The organism is Microbacterium sp. J1-1 (genome assembly GCF_024498615.1).
GTDB lineage: Bacteria > Actinomycetota > Actinomycetes > Actinomycetales > Microbacteriaceae > Microbacterium > Microbacterium aurugineum.
The window spans coordinates 2356698-2378947 of record NZ_CP089590.1; the positions used below are offsets into that span (position 1 = coordinate 2356698).

The following is a 22250-nucleotide window of genomic DNA, read 5'->3' on the forward strand; positions in this document are numbered from 1 at the left end:
TGTGAGGAGTCCCGCTCATGCCCACCTTCGATGACCCGCTCTCGGACGCCAGTGAGACGTCCGCCGCGCTGCGGGGCCTCGCCCACGCGACCCGCGCCTTCGCGAACCCGGCGGACACGTACCCGGTGATCGGTGACCTGCTCGCCGGGGTCCGGTCGCTGCGGCAGGTGCTCGACCAGGTCGCCGCCGCGCACATCGCGCCCCGCGCCCGCGCCCATGACGACGCCGGTAACCAGCATGCGGGGGCGACCTTCGCTCTCGCCGCCGCGCACGAGCTGCACCAGGCCGGCACCCTGCTCGATGACGTGGGGGCGCGGCTGGATGCCGCCTCCCAGCACTCCGGCCGCATCGCCTGGCACCCCACGAACCCCACCGAGCTGTCGAACGAGAGTCTCCAGTCGGCCGTTTCCGGCGAGGGTTCGGGGGTGAGGTGGATCAGCGTCGTGTTCCTCCAGGGCTCCGACGCCGACGCGGTGCTGGATCTGATCGATCGGGAGGGGACGGATGCGGCGATCGAGCACTTGGCCGGGTTCGACTACGGCGACGACCCCGTGCAGGCCGCGCTCGAGAACGGGTATGTGTACGACCAGCCCCCGGCCGGGCAGCTCGATAAGATCGCGACGCGGGATGTCTACACCCTCACCTACAACCCGTTCCTCGGGCATGTGTCCCTGCTGCGCGAGCACGGTGCCCTGCCCGACCCCGCCCTCCTGGGCATCACCACCCCCGCGTCGACTGTGACGGCGGTGCGGGAACCGGAGCGTGTCGCGCACCGGTCGGGACGGTCAGCGACGCCGGCGGTGGGCCGGGAGCGGGGCGGGGGCGAATGGTTCACCCGGAGGCCGGGGGCTACGAGTGCGCGGGGGTTGGCGCGGTGACCGGGCGGGAGGATGGACGCCTGCACACGGCGGTGCTCGTCGGCCCGGAAGGTGAACGCCGCCGGGCACGCAAAGCCCGCCGTCAGGCCGCGACCCGGATCGAGACTACTGCCCGCGAGACCCGCAAAGCCGACGCGAAAGCACGGTGGGAGGCCGAACGCGCCGAACGACGAAACACCACCTATCTGCCCGCCGCCGGCGAGCCGGGGCCGGCGGCGCTGCGGACCCCTGGCCGGTTCCGGCTCCCCAAGCACCAGGACACCTCCGCGACTCTGTCCGGGCAGTACCCGTTCCTCGCCGAAGGCGGCCTCGGATCGGAGGGCATCTTCGTCGGCCAAGACCTCTACTCCGGCGGCTCATTCGTGTATGACCCGTGGGTGCTGTACCGGCGCGGGATCATCACCGCCCCCAACGTCGTCCTCGCCGGCATCGTCGGCTCCGGCAAGTCCTCCCTCGCCAAGAGCCTCTATACGCGGTCGTTGCCGTTCGGTCGGCGCGTGTATGTGCCTGGCGACCCGAAAGGCGAACATACCGCCGTCGCCGAAGCGGTCGGCGGGCGGGCGATCATCCTCGGCCACGGCCTGTCCAATCGGCTCAACCCGCTCGATGAAGGCCACCGGCCATCCACCGTCAGCGACGCGGAGTGGGCGCTGCAGGTCGCCTCCCGCCGCCGCGACCTCATCGGCGCCCTCGCCGAAACCGTGCTCGACCGGCCACTGTCGCCGTTGGAGCACACCGCCATTGACCTCGCACTGAGGGATGCGGTGCGCTCGGCGGAGGTGCCGATTCTGCCGATGGTCGTTGACCGCATCCTCACCCCGAACCCTGCCGATGACGAGGACGGGCGCCTCGCAGAGGATGGCCGCCTCGTCGGGCACGCGCTGCGCCGCCTCGTCGCCGGTGACCTCCAAGGACTGTTCGACGGCCCCTCCACAGTGAGGTTCGATCCGTCGTTGCCGATGGTGTCCCTCGACCTCTCTCGCGTCGCGGAGAACTCGACGCTCATCTCGGTGCTGATGACCTGTTCGTCGGCGTGGATGGAGTCCGCCCTGTCGGACCCGAGCGGTGGGCAGCGGTGGGTGATCTACGACGAGGCGTGGCGGCTGATGGCGTACCCGTCGCTGCTGCGGCGGATGGATGCCCAGTGGCGGCTGGCCCGGCACTTCGGGATCGCGAACATGCTGATCTTCCACAAGCTCAGCGACCTCGACAACGTCGGCGATCAAGGCTCAGCGATGCGTGCCCTCGCCTCGTCGCTGCTCGCGAACGCGGAAACGCGGATCGTGTACCGGCAGGAAGCCGACCAGCTCGGCTCGACCGCGACCGCGCTCGGCCTCACCGGCACCGAACAGAAACTGCTCCCCGGGCTCGGCACCGGGCAAGGGCTGTGGCGGATCAAAGACCGATCCTTCGTCGTGCAGCACCAGCTCCACCCCGCCGAGCTCACCACCTTCGACACCACGAGCCGCATGACCACAGACACCCGCGACCCCCAGCGCGGCGAGGCGACCGCGGGCGCGGGTGGTGAGGCATGATGGCCCGGCCCCGCTACAAGCGCACCACCGCCCCCGGTACCCGGCATCAGGAGGAGGCGGTGCCGGTGGTGCTCCCGCACGTGGTCATGACCATCACCGGTGATGGGGCGATGAGTGTCACGCTCGACGGTGCGCCGTGGGAGCCGGAACCGTTCGCGCCGGCCTGGCGGCGGGAAGATTTCGCCCGTCTGCTCGATCAGCTCACCGAGCAGCACCGGTCCCCGGTGCGGGTCGAGGTGCGCGAAGCCGACGGCACCGTGTTCACCGACATCATCACCCCCGGAAAGCCCCGCCACCCCGAACCTGGACCCGCGCCCGAGGCCGCAACGTCTGTGCCGCGTATGGTGCCGGAGCTCGTGGCATTGCGCGGGGAGGGGTTCGTTCCGGGTGAAGATGTGGCGATCGCCGTGATCGTCGCTCACGGCGACGCCGCCCCGGACGGCACCACGCGCGGGCTGATCACCGCCGACCAGCTCGCGACCAGTCCGACCCGTGAGGTGATCCTGTTCGGCCGCATCTCCGGCACCCTCACCCTCGGACGTCCGCAATGAACACGCCCAGGCCGGCGGGCTCGCTCGGGGACGAGCTGAGCAACGTCGGCATCAGTATCCTCGTCGGCGAGGCGATCCTCGCGGCCGTCCTCCGAGGTGCCGGCTCGATTGCCGCCGGGGTCACCGGCACAGCCCAGCCCGTCGGCGGGATCGAAGCCGGCCTCGGCGTCCTCCTCAACCCGGGGGACCCGGCATCAGCGCTTGACGCTCCCGCCCTGAACCCTGTCGCCTATTGGATCACCGCCGCGCTCCTGATCCTCGCCGCGGGTGCCGGAGGGTGGTGGGCGTGGCGGTTCTTCCGTGACCACGGCCGCCACGTCAAGAACGACCCGTACCGGATCGCCGGGATCGCCACGCGCACCGAAGTCGCGAAAGCCGCTTCCGAGGCGGCCCTGCTGCGCCGAGCCGGGCACCTGCGGCCCTCGCTCGACCAACCGGCCCCGGAGAATGTCGGCTACCGGATCGGCACCTCACGAGGCAAGAGCGTATGGGCGTCCGTGGAAGATTCCATCCTGCTAATCGGCCCGCCCCGCTCCGGGAAGGGCGCTCACATCGTCATCAACTCGATCCTCGACGCGCCCGGCGCCGTGGTCACCACCTCCACCCGGCCCGACAACCTCACCGCAACCCTTCGTGCACGTGAGCGGGTCGGGCCGGTCGCGGTGTTCGACCCGCAGCACCTCGCAGAGGGCGTTCCGGCGGGGCTTCGATGGTCGCCGATCCGGGGGTGCGTGGACCCGCTGACGGCGATGATCCGCGCGACCGGACTTGCCGCCGGCACCGGCCTGTCCGCCGGCGGTGTCGAAGGCGGCGGATTCTGGGAAAGCAAGACCCGCACCGCCCTCCAAGCCCTTCTCCACGCCGCAGCCCTCGACCATCGGCCGCCCTCTGAACTGTTCCGGTGGACCCTCGACCCGTCCGCCGCTGCCGATGCGGTGGCGATCCTCACCGCGAACCCGGGAGCGGCGACGGGGTGGGCGGAGTCGTTGCAGGCGATGATCGACTCCGACCCGAGAACCCGAGACTCCATCTGGCAAGGCGTCTCCCTCGCCCTCGCCGCCCTCGCCGACCCCCGCGTCCTCGATGCCGTGTCACCTCGGCCGGGTGAGGACTTCGACCCTGAAGCGTTCCTCCACGCCAAAGGCACCCTGTACCTGCTGGCCACCGGCGCCGGCGCCAACAACAGCGCGGCGCTCGTCGCGGCGTTCGTGGAAGACGTCGTAGAAGCCGCACGCCGCATCGCCGCGACCAGCCCCGGCGCCCGCCTCGACCCGCCGCTGCTGCTCGCGCTCGATGAAGTCGGCAACATCGCCCCGCTCCCGTCACTGCCGACACTGATGGCTGAGGGCGGCGGCACCGGAATCACAACCATGCCCGTGCTTCAAAGCCTCGCGCAGGCGCGCGAGAAGTGGTCGGAGAACGCGGCCGGCGCGATCTGGGACGCCAGCATCGTGAAGATCATCCTCGGCGGGGCCTCCAACTCCAAAGACCTCCATGACCTGACCACCCTCATCGGCGAACGTGACGAGGTGACCGACTCCACCACGATCGGCGACCACGGCTCCCGCACCGCGCAACGCTCCATCCGCCGCGTACCGATCATGCCGCCCGACACGATCCGCACCCTGCCGTTCGGGACTGCGCTGGTCATGCTGCGCTCTGCACCACCCATCGTCACCCGCATGCGGACCTGGACGGACCGCCCCGACGCCAAGACCCTCCGCGCTGACCGCACCGGCATCGAGCACCTGCTGCAACGTCGTCAGCAGGAGGAGCCGGGCGCACCTGCCTGACACAAGGGCGATCCCGGCCGTGGGGCCGCCCGTGATGTCAGAAAGAGGACAGTCCGATGGCTCTCCACACGCAGCAATCTCTCTCCGGGTTCATCGCCTCCGACCCGCAGCTCACCTACACCGAACGCGGCGACGCCCGCCTGTACGTCAAGATCGGGCAGGAGCACTACCGCAAGGAACCGGACGGGTCGTTCACGCAGACTGAGACGACCTTCCACGACCTCGTCGCATTCAAGAAGACCGCCGAGCGCGCCCACGCCCGGCTCGCCAAGGGCGACAAGTTCGTCGCCGAGGGCTACACCCGCGAGTACGACCGCCCCACACCGGACGGCGAGATCGTGACGGCCGAAGAATTCGTAGCGAAGAAGCTCGGCCACGACCTCGCGCGCACTCGCTACGAGGTCGACCGTACCCGGCGTCAGACCGCCGTCGCGCAGGAGGCCGCCGGGCAGACCGTGGATAACGGGGCCCACCGCGAGACACACAGCGCAGAGCCGGCGCTCGGGCTCTGAAGGGCAGTGACCGCGATGAACGAGAACGACGCAGTCCCCGAGACCGACGAACTCGATCTGAGCGACGAGGCTGATGAGTTCGACGGGCCGTTGATCCCGGAGCCGCCGCACCCGATCAACTGGAGCCTCCTGACCGGAGAGGAGGCCGAGGCCGAGTGGCTGGAGCTCAACCGCTGGGTCGACTGGTTGCGCCGCACCTACGGCCTACCTGCTTCGGTGGTTCCGCCGTTCTGGTACCGACATTCAGAATTGCTGTGGGAGTTGAGCGCGCTGCATCTCCATTGGCTGTCTGCCTACGATCCTGAGCAGAATGGCTCCGCGCCGCTGGGCTGGCATCGCGACTTCGCCGACGCCCGCCAGCGACTCCGCGACTGGGTCGCCGCTTCCGGAACTCGCCTCGACCGAGACCGCCCCACCCGGCAGACCACCTGGCCCGGCGAGGACCCAGCAGGCCCAGTCGAGGACACGATCATCGCTCACCGAGATCAGGACTTCGTGCAGTTCGTCCTCGACGATGTCGCCGCACGCCGCCATGCTGAGGAGGACTTCTATGCCGGACTCGCCCCGGACACCGGAGAAATCTCATGAACGAGAACAGCAGCACGATCGTGGTCTCTCCGCTGATGGACAGTCGCGAGATCGCCGCGTACCTCAAGGTATCCGAATCGACCCTGTCGAGATGGCGGTCCGCAGGCCAGGGGCCCCCGTTCCTGAGGCTCGGCGGGATCGCCCGGTACCGGATCGACGCGGTCGACGCCTGGCTGGCGAGCCTGGAGCACGGCCATGCCCAGGAAGGATGAACCGCTCCCGCAAGCGCAACCGAAGCCGGTGCCTCCGGTCGGCGTGAGGATCTCCACCGACCTGGAACGTCGCTCCTACGGCATCCGCGCCCGCGCCCGCTGGACGGACCCAATCAGCAAGCGCCGCGTCATCCGCTCCGAGATCGTCGCTGACGAGGCGGCCGCGCACGAGTTCTTCGACTCCCTGCGGCAGTCATCGGCCAGGGGCATGGACGTATCCATGACGCTCACCGAGTTCGTCACCGCGATCGGCGACCGCTGGGCGCGCGGTCTCGACCCAACCTCCACCGGCGAAACCTACGGGTACGGGCTCAAACTCCGAGTCCTGCCCGCGCTCGGGCACCTGCCCGTCACGCAGATCACCGCCGGGGTGATCGACCGCACTATCGACGCATGGGAGAAGCGCCACGGGGCGTCAACGATCAAGAACTCGATCGCGCCGCTCGTGCGGATCCTCGACGAGGCAGTCCGCGACGGGCTCATCGCGATCAACCCAGCTAAGAACCGTGCCAAGCGCAGCCTGAACCGAAATGCGTTCCGCCTTCAGCCTGCCGAAGAGTCCTCACCGCGTGCTCACGCGATCCCCGATATGAGCACTCTGACGGAACTAGCTAAGGCATGTGGAAAGATTCATCAGTCCTACTCCGACTTCGTCATGCTCGCAGCGCTCCTCGCCGCACGCTCTTCCGAAATATCCGGCCTCCAGTCACGCGACGTCCGGTTCGACAAGAACATCGTGGTCATCGCCCGGCAGACATACCCCGGCAAGGGCGGGCTCATCACGAAACAGACCAAGGGCCGCAGAGAACGCCGCGTCCCGATCCTCGACCCGCTCCGGCCGATCCTCGAACGTCTCACCGAGGGCAAGGAGCCTGAGGACCGGCTACTGGTCGGCCCGAAAGGCGGCGCGCTCACCACCGCCACCGTGCGGGACGCTACGAACTGGGACCAGATCGTCAGCGATCTCGGGCTGCCGGACCTCACCCGCCACGGGCTCCGGCACACCGGGGCTACCTGGATGGCCGACGCAGGCATCCCGCTGCACGTCCTCCAGGACATCCTCGGTCACGCCTCCGTGGAGACCACGCGCGGATACCTGCACCCCGACGACCGCCACCTCGCATCAGCCGCGGAGCAGGCCAACGCCTTCCTCGCCCGATCCGCCAAAGCCAGCGGGCCGACCCGGCGCGGGGCGTCGAGGTCCCTGTGACAGGTAGCTGAAGTCACGATCGGGCGCTCTGGTCCCCTTTTGGTCCCCTTATCCACAGGCAAGGGCTACCGGAGACCCAAATCCGCCGTCCGGGCTCTCGACCCACACGCCCTCGCGTCGGCGAGGGGACCAGAGGGGACCAACGAAAACCCGTCGCCAGACACGACGAAGCCCTGATGAAAATGGCTTCTCATCAGGGCTTTCCCGTCGGGCTGACAGGATTTGAACCTGCGACCCCCTGACCCCCAGTCAGGTGCGCTACCAAGCTGCGCCACAGCCCGTGGCATGGATATTCAGTTGTTCGGGCGACCAGAGCGGGGTAAACCCCTTAACCCCCAGTCAAGTGCGCTACCAAGCTGCGCCACAGCCCGTTGTTCTGCACTCTCGCGCAGGCAACTCCCCTATCTTAGCCGCATCTCGGCCGCCTCCGCGAACCGAGGCGTTGCGGGTGTCGGAGGTCGCGCGTACCGTCACGTGCATGGCGACGATCACGACCGAGCTGGCGACCGCTCCCCGCTGGGACGATGTCCAGCACGCGCTCACGGGCGGCGGCGACGGGGCGAGCTGCCAGTGCATCTGGCCGGTGCTGACCAACAAGGAGTGGAACGCGACGACGACGCCGCAGCGCACCGAGATGTTCCGCGCCGAGATCGACGAGGGACCACCGCCGGGGATCGTCGCGTACGTCGACGGCGAGGCTGCCGGATGGATCCGGATCGGCCCCCGCACCCGCCAGGCACGGATCCCCCGCACCCGCATCATCGCCGCCGCGACGACCGAGCCCTTCGACGACGAGTCGGTCTGGGCGGTGACGTGCTTCGTCGTCCGGCGAGAGCATCGCGGAGCCGGACTCAACCGCATCCTGCTGGACGCCGCCGTCGAGTATGCACGCGGATCCGGCGCTCGCGTGATCGAGGGCTACCCGGTCGACACCGGGGGCGAGAAGCAGCGCGCCAACGAACTGTTCCACGGCACGCTCGGCACATTCCTGGCCGCCGGCTTCACCGAGAGGTCGGAACTCAAGCCGGGGCGCACTCTCGTCGCGCTCGACCTCGCCGCATGAGCGTGCAGCGGGCTCGCCAGCCACTAGCGTGAAAGCATGACCGATGCGCACCCGACCATCGACGACCCCGAGCTCGGCGCCTTCACCCGGGCAACGTCCGAACTCACCGATGGCTCCGTACTCACCCATGACTGGTTCGTCGGCACGGTCTCGGTCGCAGGCACGGAGCTCGACCTCATGCTCGAAGGAACGACTGTCGATGAGGTGACGCCGCTCCTCCCCCGTCTGCGCGAGGTCGTAGCGCGGCTCGACGTGTTGCGACGGCTCGCGACCGACGCCGTGGTCACGAACTTCAGCACCGGTGAGCCCGAGCCACACGAACTCGATGATGCCTTCGCCGACCTCGCACTCGAGACGATCGAGGCCTCCTCCGACGGAACCGTGGTCCTGCACCTGACGGACACCTGCGGCGAACACTTCCCCGAGGGCTACTGGCCCGCTGCACACCTGGGCGTCGACGACACCGTCGATCAGGTCACCGTCGAATCCTGAGTGTCCGCGTGAAGACCACGACCCCTGCGACTGCAACGCCGCGCCCCTACGATGGGGAGATGCAGCGGCGGACGCCTTCCTCGTCGATCATGTGGGCGTTCCTCCCGTACGCCGCGGTCTCGCTGTTGCATGTCGTGCTCCTCGCGGTGGACAGTCCGCTCGCCAGCCCGACCAAACTGCTCCTGATGCCGCTGCTGGCGGTTCCGGTGGTGCTGTCCGCGCGCTGGCTGAAGCCTCCGGCGACACTGATCCTGCTCCTCGCAGCGGTCCTGTTCTCCTGGCTCGGCGACGGTGCGGGCGCCCTCTTCCCCGGCGCGCCGGAGCTGCCGCTGATGCTGCTCTTCTTCGGTATCGCGCACCTGGCATACATCCTGTTGTTCGCTCGCCACCTCGCACGGCGGCGGATGCCGTGGTGGGCGTTGGTCTACGTCGGCTGGTGGATCGCGATGATCGCGGTCGTGGGCCCGCACACGGGCGACCTGCTGATCGCGGTCGCCGTCTACGGACTCGTGCTCGGCGGCACGGCGGCATTCGCGGCCCGCTGCCACCCGCTCATCGCGGTCGGTGGAGCGTTCTTCCTCGCCAGCGACACGCTCCTCGCATTCCGACTGTTCCTCCCCTCGGGGCTCCCGACTTGGAGCAGCCCGGCGGTGATGCTCACCTACACCCTCGGCCAGGGCCTCATCGTCGCCGGCGCCCTGATCGCGTTATGGAAGCGGACCACGTGATGGATGCCGCACGTGTCGACAGCTGGCTCTGGGCGATCCGTGTCTACAAGACGCGGTCGGCGGCGACCACCGCATGCCGTGCGGGGCATGTACGAGTGAACGGCGACAAGGTGAAGGCGGCGCAACAGATCAGGGTGGGCGACGAACTGCGCATCCGCATCGCCGGATTCGACCGGATCCTCATCGTCCGCCAGCTCCTGGTCAAACGCGTCGGAGCTCCGCTCGCGGCGCTCGCTTACGAGGACAAGACGCCCGAACGCGAGCCGCAGGCCGCCCTCGGCCTTCGGGACCGAGGCGCGGGGCGCCCGACCAAACGCGAACGCCGCGACATCGATAAGCTGCGCGGTCGCCACGACGACCGCCTTAGCTGATATCCCGGCATGCGTCGCCTCCGACACCTCGACAGCTTCGAACATACGTTCTAAACTGGAGGCATGGCGAACACGACCGATCTCGACCTCCACGAGAGGCGTCGCATCGTGGATGCGTGGGTCGCGACGAGGCGTCGGATCGCGGCGCTCGAAGCCGAAGCAGCAGAGTTGCTCGTCGAGCAGATCGCCCTCTACGACGCCGATGTCACCGCAAGTCCCTTCCATCGCGAGGCGATCCACCGCTCGATGGTCGCGGAGTTCTCCGCGGCCGGCCATCTCTCGAAGGGCTCCGTGGAGTTCGCCTTTGCCGATGCGCAGGCGTTGCAGGCCCATCTCCCCGCCGTCCGAGCCTCGTTCGCGAGTGGCGCCGTCAGCGTCCAACACGTGCGCGAGATCGCGAGGGCGGGTGCCGTCGTCGCCGAAGCCATCCGCAACCGCAAGGTCGATGCCACCGTCATGGAGCTCTTCGAGGCCGCGGTTCTCGTTGTCGCCGAACAAGACACAGCTGCGCGCACGAAAGCGCATGCACGTCAGGTCGCTGCCGCCCTCGTCGGCGAGACGCTGGTTGAAAGACACCGACGTGCCGCCGAAGAACGGTGCGTGACGGTGAAGTCGCTCGACGACGGGTTGGCGCTGCTCACCGCCGTACTCCCCGAGTGGATCGCCACCGCGATCGCCGACAGGCTGAACCGCATGACCCGCGCGGTCGTACGCGCCCGAGACAACCGCGAAGTCACGCCTCTCCCCTGGTGGTTCGACGACGACGGTGAAGGTATCGATCCCGGAGATCTCTCGCTCGACGACCCGGCGTTTGACCCGTACGACAGCGGGGTGATCCAGGGCGCCGACGGTGACACGTTCGCGACCGACCCCACAGTCGAGCATCTCCCTGTCGACACGCGGACGTGGGCGCAGACGGAAGCCGATCTCTTCACCGATCTTCTCCTGACCGCAGACCCCAGCGCCGCGCACGGAGACGGCCTCGACGGCATTCACGCTCGGGTGCAGGTCACGGTCTCGGCGACCACGCTCACCGGTGCGGATGACAACCCCGCTGAACTCGACGGTCACGGACCGCTGCATCCCGACATCGCCCGCGACCTCGCGGGTCGTAACACCGGCTGGACCCGGCTCTTCCTCGACCCGTCCGGCATGGTGGTCGAGACCGACACCTACACGCCCACCGAAGGGATGCGCCGGTTCCTCCGCGCGCGGGACCGTCATTGCCGGTTCCCGGGGTGCCGCATGCCAGCCCACCGGTGCGAGATCGACCACAACCATGATCACGCCAAGGGCGGAAAGACAAGCCTCGACAACCTCGGCCACTTCTGCCGCAGCCATCACACCCTCAAGCATCCGGACATCCCCGACACGCATCGCTGGAACGCACAGCAGGAGAAGGACGGCAGCGTCACCTGGCACAGTCCGCTGGGGCGTGACTACGCCGACCCGCCACCCCGACGCGTGATGTTCGTCTGAATGACGGTGTCGGAGAAGCTGGAGCAGAAGTCAGTCGTGCGCCGCGAGGAGTTGGAGCAGCCACCCGGCAGATCGGACCTTCACGGCACCGGCGCGCTCAGCTCGTTCGCTGAGCTCCCGGTCGCTGGTGACCACGACGACTGTGCGCACATCAGCGACGCGACGCTCGACTTCGGCGACGATCGCGTCGTCACCCGCAGCCTCGGCTCGAACGACGGCGACCGTGCTCGCTTCGTCATCGATGTCCCGTGCCTGACCCTCGACCACCATCGAGACCTCGGGGAACCACTCGTCTCCGCCGAGATCCAGATCCTCCGCGGGGACCACCAGCGCCTCCAGCCGGAGACGAAGGCGCGCCGCCGCTCCCGCACGGTCCTTCCACCAGCCGTCGGGCACGGACCCCACGACATTCGCGGCGTCGACCACGACCACCGGCCGCACCTCGAGCAGCGCCCGCAGCATCGGCCATGCCGCGGCGAACCCGGGGTGCAACGGTCGCTCGTCGACCTCATCGCTGGGCACCCACTCGAGGGCCACGCTCTCCGGGTCGCTGATCACCGGGTCAAAGGGCACCTGCACATCGGCGATGACCGTCGTGTACGACCAGATGCCCAGATCGAGCACGCTGGTGAACCGAGGACGGACCGCCCCATCAGGCACCCCCGCTTCCTCCTGCGCCTCACGGATCGCCCCGACAATCGCGCTCTCGCCCTCGTGCAGAGCCCCACCGGGCAGCCCCCAGGTGCCACCGAAGTGGCTCCAAGAGACGCGATGCTGCAGCAGGATGCCCCGGGCCGGGTCAAAGGCGAGAAGACCGGCAGCGCCGAAACGCCCCCAGTACTTCTCACCCGACTCCGCGATCACCCAGGCATCACCCGGGTTCCGCGGCCCGTCCGGGCGACGCGGCTCACCAGAGGCAGGAGGTACGACCGTCACCCCTTCAGCCTTTCACAGCATCGGGGTCGTGGCGCCACGGCGCGACACGCGTCGGAACAGATCAGCGCTGACGCTTCTCGCGCACCCGCATGTTGATCACGATGGGCGTGCCCTCGAAGGAGTACAGCTCACGCAGGCGGCGCTGGATGAACCGGCGGTACCCCGGGTCGAGGAACCCGGTGGTGAACAGCACGAACGTCGGCGGGCGGGTCGATGCCTGCGTCCCGAACAGGATGCGCGGCTGCTTGCCACCGCGCAGCGGGTGCGGGTGCTCGGCGACGAGCTCGGCGAGGAACGCATTGAACTTGCCGGTCGGGATGCGGCGGTCCCAGTTCTCCAGCGAGGTCTCCAGCGCGGGGACGAGCTTGTCGAGGTGACGCCCCGTCTTCGCCGAGATGTTCACGCGCGGCGCCCAGGCGACGTGTGCGAGGTCCTGCTCGATCTCACGCTCCAGGTAGCGGCGGCGATCGGCGTTCTCGAGGTCATCGTCGTTCAGGCGATCCCACTTGTTGAACGCGAGGACGAGCGCACGGCCCGACTCGAGGACGAGGTCGATGATGCGCACGTCCTGCTCGCTGATCGTCTCCGAGACGTCGAGCACGACGACGGCGACCTCCGCCTTCTCCAGCGCGGCCGAGGTGCGCAGCGAGGCGTAGAAGTCCGCGCCCTGAGCCATGTGCACGCGACGGCGGATCCCCGCGGTGTCGACCAGGCGCCACATCTTCCCGCCGAGTTCCACGACCTCATCCACCGGGTCGCGGGTGGTGCCGGCGAGGTCGTTGACGACCACGCGCTCCTCGCCTGCCGCCTTGTTCAGCAGCGACGACTTCCCGACATTCGGGCGACCGAGGATCGCCACTCGACGCGGGCCGCCGATCTCCTGCTTCGCGACGGCCGAGACCTCGGGAAGCTTCTTCAGCACGGCATCCAGCAGGTCGGCGACACCACGCCCGTGGATGGCCGAGACGGGATACGGCTCGCCGAGCCCGAGGCTCCACAGCGGTGCCGTCTCCGGCTCCTGCCGGGCGTCATCGATCTTGTTGGCGACGAGGAACACCGGCTTACCGCTCTTGCGCAGCAGCTTCACGACGTGCTCGTCGGTCGAGGTGGCTCCGACCATCGCGTCGACGACGAACAACACCATGTCGGCCAGGTCGATCGCGACCTCCGCCTGCATCGCGACCGAGCGGTCGATGCCACGCGCATCGGGCTCCCACCCGCCGGTGTCGACGAGCGAGAAGCGACGGTCGCCCCACTCGGCTTTGTAGGTCACGCGGTCGCGGGTCACGCCAGGTGTGTCCTCCACAACGGCCTCACGGCGTCCGAGGATGCGGTTCACAAGCGCGGACTTGCCGACGTTCGGGCGTCCGACGATCGCCACCACGGGCAGAGCCGGGCTGTAGTGGATGCCGTCCTCGCCGAGCGTGACACCGGCGAGGAGCGCGGCGTCCTCGTCGTCCAGCTCGTAGTCGGAGAGGCCGGCGCGCAGGGTCTCCGCGCGCTGCTCGGCGAGATTCTCGTCGAGCTGGTCCATCTTCTCGGCGAGCTGGTCGGGGCCGCCTTCGTATTCGTCGTCAGCCACGGTGTGCTCCTTGGATTCGCTCGATCACCGTGAGCACGGCGTCGATGGTCTGGGGGAAGTCGAGTTCCGTCGAGTCGACGACCTCGACGCCGTCCGCGGCGTTGAGGAAGTCGACGACGGCACTGTCTGAGGCATCGCGCTTGTGGAGCGCCGCGGCGACAGCAGCCGCGTTCTCGCCGGCGAGTTCGCCGGCGCGTCGAGCAGCACGCACTTCGGGTGCCGCGGTGAGCAGGATCCGCACGGGCGCATCCGGAGCGACGACGGTCGTGATGTCACGGCCTTCGACCACCACGGCGGGGTAGGCGGATTCAGCGACCAGTGCGCGGAACAGCTCGTTGACCTGCGCGCGCACCTCGGGCACGCGCGCCACGCCGCTCACTGCGGCGGAAACCCGAGAATCACGGATGGCCTCGGTGATGTCAGTGTCGCCGACGCGAACCGTGCGGTCGTCGGGGTCGAGTCCCAGACGCACGGGGAAGTCGGATGCCGCCGCGCGAACCGCCTCGGGGTCCGAGGTGTCGGCGCCGCGATCGAGCACGTGCCAGGCGAGTGCGCGGTAGGCGGAGCCGGTGTCGAGGTATCCGAAGCCGAGCATGCGCGCGACGGCCTTCGACACGCTGGACTTGCCCGAACCGGCTGGTCCGTCGATCGCGATGAACTTCGTCGCATCGGCCACGTGTGCGGGCGCCGTGGACGCGTTCGAGGTGTCAGTCATTGGTGTTCCCTGCAATCCGCCAGCCGCGTTCCTGGAGTCCGGTGATCGCCCCGTGCAGCGCGGCCGGGTCGACGCTGATCTCGGCGAGGCCGAACTGGGCCCCTGGCGAGTGCTCGAGTCGGAGGTCTTCGACGTTGACGCCCAGTTCGCCGAGCTCGCCGAACAGGCGACCCAGCTGACCGGCGGTGTCGTCGACCATGACGACGAGCGACTCGAAGCGCTGGTTCTGTCCGTGCTTTCCGGGGAGGCGGTCGACGCCGTCGTTGCCCTGGCGGATCGTCTCGGCGACCACGCGTCGGGCTCCGGGCGCGCTCGGCTCTCGCAATGCGTCCGCCACTTCTCCGAGGTCGGCGGCGAGAGCATCGAGGATCTCGACGACGGGGCCGGCGTTGGCGCCGAGGATCTGCACCCACAGCTCGGGAGCCGAGGCCGCGATGCGTGTCGTGTCACGAACGCCCTGGCCTGCAAGACGGAGCGCACCCTCCTCCGCCTCCGCGAGGCGGGCGGCGAGCAGGCTCGCGACGACCTGAGGCACGTGCGACGTGAGCGCGACCGAACGGTCATGCTCCTCCGGCGTCATCTCGAGCGGCATCGCCCCGACGTCGAGCGCGAGCGCTTCGACCAGGGCGAGGTCCGTCGCCTTCGTGTCCTCGTCGCGGCACACGACCCACGGTCGCCCGACGAACAGATCGGCGCGGGCGGAGATGGCCCCGCCGCGCTCACGGCCGGCGAGCGGATGCGATCCGATGTACCGGGTGAGGTCGACGCCCCGCGACTGCAGGGTGCGGAACGGCTCGAGCTTCACACTCGCCACGTCGGTCACCACGGCGTCCGGGAAGCGCTGGAGTTCGGCTTGGATGACGTCCGCGGTCACGTCCGGCGGCACGGCGACGACGATGAGCGAGGGGGTGTCGTCGTCGGTGGCGAGGCGGCCGGCCCCGTAGTCGACGGCGAGGCGCAGCTGTGCGGGCGATGCATCCGTCAGAACGACGTCGATGCCCTTCGACCGGAGTGCGTGGCCGACGCTCGCCCCGAGCAGACCGGCGCCGACGACGCGGACGGTCCCGGAGAGACGAGGCGCGACGGCGCCTGCCCTCCGCGCCGTGGGCGCACTCGTCGTATCGGTCATTCGTTCTCCTGCTCGCCTGGCGCCTCGGCGACACCGGAATCACGGCGCGACAAGGTCAAAAGCGCGCCGAGTTCGATTTTAGTCAGTTCCCGCGTCTTCCCGGCCGGGAGGGTTCCCAGGTGGAGCGGCCCGAACTGCCGGCGCACGAGTTCCGTGACCGGATGACCGACCGCGGCGAGCATCCGACGGACGATCCGGTTGCGTCCGGAGTGCAGGGTCAGCTCGACCAGGCTCGACCCGCGCGAGGTGTCCAGCAGCCGCGCCTTGTCCGCAGCGATGGGGCCGTCTTCGAGCTCGATGCCCTTGGTGAGCTTCGAGATCGTCTGGGGCAGCACCGTCCCCTCGACCTTCGCGATGTACACCTTCGTCACGCCGAACGAGGGGTGAGCGAGCACGTGAGCGAGAGCCCCGTCATTCGTGAGGATCAAGAGACCGCTCGTCTCGGCGTCGAGGCGTCCGACGTTGTACAGGCGCTCCTCGAACTGCTCCGTGAAGCGGCGAAGGTCGGGCCTGCCGTTTTCGTCCTTCATGCTGCTGACGACCCCGGTCGGCTTGTTCAGCATGACGTACCGCTTGGAGACGTCGAGCTGCACCGCGGTGCCGTCGACGTCCACGAGGTCGTGCTCGGGGTCGATCCGGCGTCCGAGCTCCGTGACGACGACGCCGTTGACGCGGATGCGCCCTTCCGTGATGTACTGCTCCACCACTCGGCGCGATGCCACACCCGCGCCGGCGAGGACCTTCTGGAGGCGCACACCCTCGGGCGCACCCTCGAATCCTGCGGATGCCTCGAAACCGGTCATCGGATGGTCCCTTCGTCGAAACCGTCTGCGCCGTCATCGAGCAGAGGGGAGATCGGTGGCAGCTCGTCGAGCGAGTTGATGCCCAGGTGCTGCAGGAGCGCGTCGGTCGTGCCGTAGTTGATCGCGCCGGTCTCGGAGTCGGCGAAGAGTTCGGTGATCAGGCCGCGGGCGAGCAGCGTGCGCACGACGGAATCGACGTTCACTGCACGGATGGAGGCGACCTGGCTGCGGGTGACGGGCTGCTTGTAGGCGATCACGGCCAGCGTCTCGAGCGCGGCCTGCGAAAGCCGCGCGGGCGCCTGTCCGCCGACGAACGCCGCCACGAGCGGGTCGAGCTCCTCGCGGACGTACAGTCGCCAGCCGCCGCCGACCTCGCGCAGCTCGAATCCGCGCCGCGGGCCCGTGCCGTTGCCGTCGTAGTCGTCGACGAGCGTCTCGAGCGTCTGCCGCACCGCCGGCACCGGCGAACCGACGGCGGCGGCGAGAGCCACCAGCCCCAGCGGCTCGTCGACGATCAACAGGATGGCCTCGATGCGCTCGGAGAGCGGGATCTCGGTGGACCCGCCGATCCCGTCGTCCGCCGTCTCGGTATCGGTCTCCGCGTCGATCGACGTCTCGGTCTCGGTCAGATCATCGGTCATAGTCGGCCCCCAGGCTCGCGAGTGTCTCGTCCGACCAGGAGTCGGCTGCCCAGCGCAGCGTGAGCTCGCCGAGCGGTTCCAGTTGTTCGAAGGTCAGCGCCGCGTGCCGGTACAGCTCCAACACCGAGATGAAACGCGCCACGACGATGCCCGGCTCGCTCACGCCCGCGACGAGTTCGCGGAAGCTCAGCGACTCGGTGCCGCGCAGGAGGGTGACGACGATCGCCGCCTGCTCGCGGATGCTGACCAGCGGTGCGTGCAGATGGTCGAGTCCGACATGCGGGATCTCTTTGGGCGCGAAGGCCAGCAGCGCCAGCGCCGCGAAGTCGTCCACGGTGAGCGACCACACGAGCTCGGGTGTCTGCGAGCGGTGCTTCTCATCGAGGCGTGCCGCGCGGACGTGCCGCTTGTCTTCGCGTTGCAGGCAACGGGAGAACCACGCCGACACCTCTTTGAAGGCCCGGTACTGCAGCAACCGGGCGAACAGCAGGTCGCGTGCCTCCAAGAGCGCGACGGCCTCAGCGTCCACGAGCTCGCCCTGCGGGAGGAGTCCGGCGACCTTCATGTCGAGCAGGGTCGCCGCGACCACGAGGAACTCGGAGGCCTGATCGAGTTCCTCATCGTTCTCGAGCTCGCCCAGGTAGGCGATGAACTCGTTCGTGACCGCGCTCAACGAGACCTCGGTGATGTCCATCTCATGCTTCGAGATGAGGTTCAGGAGCAGGTCGAACGGTCCGTCGAAATTCGACAGGGAGACCCGGAAGCCCGGTTCGATCGCCGCGGATCCGACGGGCTCGTCCGATCCGCTGCTCACGTCTTCGGCGCGCTCGATGGCCGAAGGGTCGACGGACTCTCCGCTAGGCGACAGCGCCACGGGCGACCAGCTCCCGCGCCAGCCGCAGGTATGCCTGAGCGGCCGCGTGCTCGGGGGCGAACTCGGTGATGGGCACCCCCGACACCGAGGCGTCGGGGAACTTCACGGTGCGGCCGATCACGGTCTCGAGCACGTCGTCTCCGAATGCTTCGACGACACGCTCGAGCACCTCGCGCGAGTGCAGGGTGCGCGGGTCGTACATCGTGGCCAGCAGGCCGTCCATCGTGATGGACGGATTCAACCTGTCGCGGACCTTGTCGATCGTCTCGATGAGCAGTGCCACGCCGCGCAGCGCGAAGAACTCGCATTCGAGCGGGATGATCACACCGTGCGCCGCCGTCAGCGCGTTGACAGTGAGGATCCCGAGGGAGGGCTGGCAGTCGACGAGGATGACGTCGTACTCCCCCGCCACCTGGCGCAGCACCCGGGCGAGGATCGTCTCCCGTGCGACCTCGTTGACCAGGTGCACCTCGGCAGCCGACAGGTCGATGTTCGCCGGCATGACGTCGAGACCCTCGACGCTCGACTTCACGATCGCATCGTGGGCGTCGCGCTTGGTGTCGAGCAGGAGGTCGTAGATCGTCGGCACATCGTGGGTCGGGATGCCGAGCCCCGCGGACAGGGCGCCCTGCGGGTCGAAATCGACCGCGAGCACCTTGCGGCCGTACTCGGCGAGTGCCGCGGCCAGGTTGATGGACGTGGTCGTCTTGCCGACGCCGCCCTTCTGGTTGCACAGCGCGATGATGCGCGCGGGCCCGTGGGACTTCAACGGTTCGGGGGTCGGGAACCCGTGATACGGACGGCCCGTGGGTCCCATGGGGGTCTCGTCGGCCTTCTGCGCCTTCGCCCTGGACTTCGCCACTTTCTCAGCCACCGATTCTCCTGCTCCGTTCGTGCTTGGTCGATTGTACCGGGCGGCCCGTTCCGCAGCCGCCTCGGCACGCGGCAGGGGGCTCTCCCGGATGGGCGGTGTCAGCGGGCGCGGGGATGCGAGGTCGCGTAGATGTCACGCAACGTATCGACAGAGACGTGGGTGTAGATCTGGGTCGTCGCGACCGAGGAATGTCCGAGCAGCTCCTGCACGACACGGACGTCGGCTCCCCCCTGCAGCAGGTGTGTGGCGAACGAGTGACGCAGGGTGTGCGGCGACACCTCCGACGTGATCTGCGCCTTCTCCGCCGCGGCACGGATCACCAGCCAGGCGCTCTGTCGTGACAGGGGCGCTCCACGGGCACCGAGGAACAGCCGCGCCGATGCCCGTCCTTTCGCCGCGAGCGCCGGCCGCACCCTCGTGAGATAGGCGTCGACCGCCTCTCGCGCATAGGAGCCGATCGGCACGATGCGCTCCTTCGAGCCCTTCCCGCGCAGCCGCAGCACATCGCCGTGGGCGAGGTCGTCGACGTCGAGCCCGGTCGCCTCCGAGACGCGGGCGCCGGTGGCATAGAGGAGCTCCAGGAGAGCGCGATCCCGCACCCCGATCGGGTCCTCGGGCGACGGTGCGGCGAGCAGCCTCTCGACCTGGTCGATCGTCAGCGCCTTGGGGAGCCGACGAGGGGCCTTGGGCGGACGCAGTCTCCCGCTCGGATCGTCGACCTCGATGCCCTCACGAGCCAGGAACCGGTGCCAGCCCCGCACGGACGACTGCAGGCGCGCCAGCGAGGTGGAGGCCGGGGCGGGGTCTGCCGACGCACGCTCCGTGATGAAGCGGTCGATCACGGCCGGCGTCACCTCCGACGTGTCGGCGATCCCCTCCCCGGCCAGCCACTCGCAGTACCCACCGAGGTCACGCCGGTAGGCCGCGATCGTGTGCTCGCTCAGACCGCGCTCGATCGTGACGTGACGCAGGTAGGCGTCGAGAGCGCGCTCCAGCAGCATGCGTCAGCCCCGGTCGCGCAGCCTCTGCGCCGCAGCCAGCACACCGATCGTGAGGATGCCGTTGTGCATCCGTCCGCCGAGGACGGCGTCCACCGCATCCGCCAACGGCACCCACTCGACGCGGATGTCCGCCTCTTCGTCCTCCCGATCGTGTGCCGAAGGCGCCGCGGCGACTCCGGTGGCCAAGAAGATGTGGATCATCTCGTCGTTGCCACCCGGGGTGGTCCAAGACGAGACCAGCGGCTCCCAGTGCGCGGCGACGAGGTCAGCCTCCTCGGCGAGCTCGCGACGGGCGGCGTCCAGCGGCGCCTCTCCGTCCACGTCGAGCAGACCGGCGGGCAGCTCCCAGTCGCGGTGACGGATCGGGTGGCGGTACTGCTGGATCAGCAGCACACGGTCCTCGTCGTCGAGCGCGAGGATCGCCACGGCACCGGTGTGCGCGACATACTCGCGCACGATCTCCCCGTCGCCGTAGCGCACCCGGTCGGAGCGCACGTCCCAGACCCAGCCCTTGTAGACGCGGTCGCTCTGGAGGACCTCCGGCTCGAAAGACTCGTCGCGGAGGTACTCCGCCGACTCAGTCATCGGCACTGACGTCGAACAGCTCGCTCGCGCGGTGACGCTCGATCGCGGCGCCGACCAGCCCGCGGAACAGCGGGTGCGGGGCGGTCGGACGCGAACGCAGCTCCGGGTGCGCCTGCGTGGCGATGTAGTACGGGTGCACGTCACGCGGCAGCTCGACGTACTCGACCAGGTCGAGTTCCGGGTTGAGCCCGGAGAACACCAGGCCGGCGTCGGTGAGACGATCACGGTAGGAGTTGTTGACCTCGTAGCGGTGACGGTGCCGTTCCGCGGCCTCCGGCGCCCCGTACAGCTCGCGCGCGAGGGATCCCTCGGCGAGTGCCGCCTGGTACAGGCCGAGACGCATGGTGCCGCCGAGGTCGCCGCCGTCGAGGATGTCCACCTGCTCCGCCATCGTCGCGATCACGGGCTCGGCGGTCTCCGGGTCGAACTCACTGGAAGACGCGCCCGCGATGCCGGCGACGTCCCGCGCGTACTCGATGACCATGCACTGCAGGCCCAAGCACAGCCCGAGGGTCGGGATGCCCTGCTCTCGTGCGAACTTGAGCGCACCGAGCTTGCCCTCGATGCCGCGGATGCCGAAGCCGCCGGGCACGCAGATGCCATCGAGCTCGGCCAGCTGCTCCTGGGCGCCTTCCGGCGTCTCGCACAGATCCGAGGGGATCCAGCGGATGTTCACCTTGGTCTCCTGTGCGAAGCCACCCGCCTTGAGCGCTTCGGTCACCGAGAGGTAGGCGTCGGGAAGATCGATGTACTTGCCGACCAGGCCGATCGTCACCTCGTGCTTGGGGTTGTGCACGGCGTGGAGCACCTTGTTCCAGCGCGTCCAGTCGACGTCGGCCGCCTTCTGGTCGAGTCCGAGCCGACGCACGATGTACGAATCGAGGCCCTGCTCGTTCAGCGTGGAGGGGATGTCGTAGATGCTCGGCAGGTCGACCGTGTTGATGACGCCTTCCACGTCGACATCGCACATGAGGGCGATCTTGTTCCGGTTGCTCGCGCTCACCGGACGGTCGCTGCGGAGCACGAGCGCGTCGGGCTGGATGCCCACTTGACGGAGAGCTGCGACGGAGTGCTGGGTGGGCTTGGTCTTCTGCTCCCCCGAGGCGCCCATGAACGGCACCAGCGAGACGTGGACGAAGAACACGCTGTCCCGTCCGAGCTCGTGACGAAGCTGGCGGGCGGATTCGAGAAACGGCTGCGACTCGATGTCTCCGACCGTGCCACCGACCTCGGTGATGATCACATCGGGGCGCGGGTCCTCGCTCGCCTGCAGACGCATGCGACGCTTGATCTCGTCGGTGATGTGCGGGATGACCTGGACGGTGTCGCCGAGGTACTCGCCGCGACGCTCGCGCGCGATCACCTGCGAGTAGATCTGGCCGGTCGTCACGTTGGCGGCCTCGGACAGATTGATGTCGAGGAAGCGCTCGTAGTGACCGATGTCGAGATCGGTCTCCGCGCCGTCGTCCGTGACGAAGACCTCACCGTGCTGGAACGGGTTCATCGTGCCGGGATCGACGTTCAGGTACGGGTCGAGCTTCTGCATCACGACGCGCAGACCGCGGGCCGTGAGGAGGTTGCCGAGACTGGCCGCCGTCAGTCCCTTACCCAAAGACGAAACGACACCACCAGTCACGAAGATGTGCTTGGTCGTGTCGTTCTTGGGTCCCGCGGAAGAAGAGTTCATCACGGGCTTCG

Annotated in this window: 24 protein-coding genes and 1 tRNA gene; 13 read left to right on the top strand and 12 right to left on the bottom strand. The window is 68.7% G+C overall.

Annotated elements, in window-relative coordinates; translation table 11 throughout:
• Positions 1-17 precede the first annotated feature (17 nt).
• Genes LRQ07_RS11290 through LRQ07_RS11325 form a run of 8 tightly spaced genes read left to right on the top strand, consistent with a single transcriptional unit; the run spans position 18 to position 7279 of the window.
• Positions 18-878, top strand: a complete 861-nt coding sequence (locus LRQ07_RS11290) for a hypothetical protein (RefSeq protein WP_256534663.1) — start codon at positions 18-20, stop codon at positions 876-878.
• Positions 875-2413 (top strand): ATP-binding protein, encoded by a 1539-nt coding sequence (locus LRQ07_RS11295; protein WP_256534664.1) that lies wholly within the window; start codon positions 875-877, stop codon positions 2411-2413. Before LRQ07_RS11290 ends, LRQ07_RS11295 begins: the two co-directional genes overlap by 4 nt.
• The gene (locus tag LRQ07_RS11300; protein ID WP_256534665.1) at positions 2410-2964 is read left to right on the top strand and encodes a hypothetical protein; all 555 of its coding nucleotides are present in this window, start codon (positions 2410-2412) and stop codon (positions 2962-2964) included. The genes LRQ07_RS11295 and LRQ07_RS11300 overlap by 4 nt, the downstream gene beginning before the upstream one ends.
• Positions 2961-4757, top strand: coding sequence for a type IV secretory system conjugative DNA transfer family protein (locus LRQ07_RS11305; RefSeq protein ID WP_256534666.1), 1797 nt, complete (start codon positions 2961-2963; stop codon positions 4755-4757). The genes LRQ07_RS11300 and LRQ07_RS11305 overlap by 4 nt, the downstream gene beginning before the upstream one ends.
• Positions 4758-4813: 56 nt before the next feature.
• Positions 4814-5269, top strand: a complete 456-nt coding sequence (locus LRQ07_RS11310; protein WP_256534667.1) for a single-stranded DNA-binding protein — start codon at positions 4814-4816, stop codon at positions 5267-5269.
• A gap of 15 nt (positions 5270-5284) precedes the next feature.
• On the top strand, positions 5285-5857 hold the full coding sequence (locus LRQ07_RS11315; RefSeq protein WP_256534668.1) for a hypothetical protein: 573 nt from the start codon (positions 5285-5287) through the stop codon (positions 5855-5857).
• Positions 5854-6069 carry a helix-turn-helix transcriptional regulator gene (locus LRQ07_RS11320; protein ID WP_256534669.1) on the top strand — a complete coding sequence of 72 codons (216 nt, stop codon included), beginning with the start codon at positions 5854-5856 and terminating at the stop codon, positions 6067-6069. Before LRQ07_RS11315 ends, LRQ07_RS11320 begins: the two co-directional genes overlap by 4 nt.
• Positions 6053-7279 carry a tyrosine-type recombinase/integrase gene (locus tag LRQ07_RS11325; RefSeq protein ID WP_256534670.1) on the top strand — a complete coding sequence of 409 codons (1227 nt, stop codon included), beginning with the start codon at positions 6053-6055 and terminating at the stop codon, positions 7277-7279. Before LRQ07_RS11320 ends, LRQ07_RS11325 begins: the two co-directional genes overlap by 17 nt.
• A 207-nt stretch (positions 7280-7486) precedes the next feature.
• Here the strand turns inward: LRQ07_RS11325 and LRQ07_RS11330 are convergent.
• Positions 7487-7560, bottom strand: a tRNA-Pro gene (locus LRQ07_RS11330).
• 197 nt (positions 7561-7757) lie between these two features.
• On the opposite strand from LRQ07_RS11330, the gene LRQ07_RS11335 reads away from it, so the two are divergent.
• The 5 genes from LRQ07_RS11335 (at position 7758) to LRQ07_RS11355 (ending at position 11412) form a co-directional block, all read left to right on the top strand.
• Positions 7758-8342, top strand: a complete 585-nt coding sequence (locus LRQ07_RS11335; RefSeq protein WP_256534671.1) for a GNAT family N-acetyltransferase — start codon at positions 7758-7760, stop codon at positions 8340-8342.
• A gap of 36 nt (positions 8343-8378) precedes the next feature.
• Entirely contained in the window at positions 8379-8834 is a 456-nt protein-coding gene (locus LRQ07_RS11340) for a hypothetical protein (RefSeq protein ID WP_232761584.1), read from the top strand.
• Between the two features lie 59 nt (positions 8835-8893).
• Entirely contained in the window at positions 8894-9562 is a 669-nt protein-coding gene (locus LRQ07_RS11345) for a lysoplasmalogenase (RefSeq protein ID WP_256534672.1), read from the top strand.
• A complete protein-coding gene (locus LRQ07_RS11350) occupies positions 9562-9933 on the top strand; it encodes an RNA-binding S4 domain-containing protein (RefSeq protein ID WP_256534673.1) in 372 nt (123 codons plus the stop codon). Before LRQ07_RS11345 ends, LRQ07_RS11350 begins: the two co-directional genes overlap by 1 nt.
• A 63-nt stretch (positions 9934-9996) precedes the next feature.
• Entirely contained in the window at positions 9997-11412 is a 1416-nt protein-coding gene (locus LRQ07_RS11355; RefSeq protein ID WP_256534674.1) for an HNH endonuclease signature motif containing protein, read from the top strand.
• Positions 11413-11442: 30 nt separating this feature from the next.
• On the opposite strand, the gene LRQ07_RS11360 is transcribed toward LRQ07_RS11355, so the two are convergent.
• From LRQ07_RS11360 to LRQ07_RS11410, 11 genes are all read right to left on the bottom strand, one after another.
• On the bottom strand, positions 11443-12348 hold the full coding sequence (locus LRQ07_RS11360; RefSeq protein WP_256534675.1) for an NUDIX domain-containing protein: 906 nt from the start codon (positions 12346-12348) through the stop codon (positions 11443-11445).
• Between the two features lie 61 nt (positions 12349-12409).
• Positions 12410-13882 (bottom strand): ribosome biogenesis GTPase Der, encoded by a 1473-nt coding sequence (gene der, locus LRQ07_RS11365; RefSeq protein ID WP_231555022.1) that lies wholly within the window; start codon positions 13880-13882, stop codon positions 12410-12412.
• A 40-nt stretch (positions 13883-13922) separates the two neighbouring features.
• Positions 13923-14645: a (d)CMP kinase gene (cmk, locus tag LRQ07_RS11370; RefSeq protein ID WP_131491335.1), complete on the bottom strand. Its 723-nt coding sequence runs from the start codon at positions 14643-14645 to the stop codon at positions 13923-13925.
• Positions 14638-15774, bottom strand: coding sequence for a prephenate dehydrogenase (locus tag LRQ07_RS11375; RefSeq protein ID WP_256534676.1), 1137 nt, complete (start codon positions 15772-15774; stop codon positions 14638-14640). The genes cmk and LRQ07_RS11375 overlap by 8 nt, the downstream gene beginning before the upstream one ends.
• Positions 15771-16577, bottom strand: a complete 807-nt coding sequence (locus tag LRQ07_RS11380) for a pseudouridine synthase (protein ID WP_134351625.1) — start codon at positions 16575-16577, stop codon at positions 15771-15773. The genes LRQ07_RS11375 and LRQ07_RS11380 overlap by 4 nt, the downstream gene beginning before the upstream one ends.
• Positions 16574-17218: an SMC-Scp complex subunit ScpB gene (gene scpB / locus LRQ07_RS11385; protein WP_256534677.1), complete on the bottom strand. Its 645-nt coding sequence runs from the start codon at positions 17216-17218 to the stop codon at positions 16574-16576. Before scpB ends, LRQ07_RS11380 begins: the two co-directional genes overlap by 4 nt.
• Positions 17208-18032 (bottom strand): segregation and condensation protein A, encoded by an 825-nt coding sequence (locus LRQ07_RS11390; protein ID WP_194239374.1) that lies wholly within the window; start codon positions 18030-18032, stop codon positions 17208-17210. The genes scpB and LRQ07_RS11390 overlap by 11 nt, the downstream gene beginning before the upstream one ends.
• Before the next feature lie 43 nt (positions 18033-18075).
• Entirely contained in the window at positions 18076-18909 is an 834-nt protein-coding gene (locus LRQ07_RS11395) for a ParA family protein (RefSeq protein ID WP_194239375.1), read from the bottom strand.
• A gap of 155 nt (positions 18910-19064) precedes the next feature.
• Positions 19065-19967 carry a site-specific tyrosine recombinase XerD gene (xerD, locus tag LRQ07_RS11400; protein WP_047521825.1) on the bottom strand — a complete coding sequence of 301 codons (903 nt, stop codon included), beginning with the start codon at positions 19965-19967 and terminating at the stop codon, positions 19065-19067.
• A 3-nt stretch (positions 19968-19970) separates the two neighbouring features.
• Entirely contained in the window at positions 19971-20552 is a 582-nt protein-coding gene (locus LRQ07_RS11405) for an NUDIX domain-containing protein (protein WP_256534678.1), read from the bottom strand.
• Positions 20545-22239: a CTP synthase gene (locus LRQ07_RS11410; RefSeq protein ID WP_134351629.1), complete on the bottom strand. Its 1695-nt coding sequence runs from the start codon at positions 22237-22239 to the stop codon at positions 20545-20547. Before LRQ07_RS11410 ends, LRQ07_RS11405 begins: the two co-directional genes overlap by 8 nt.
• Positions 22240-22250 lie beyond the last annotated feature (11 nt).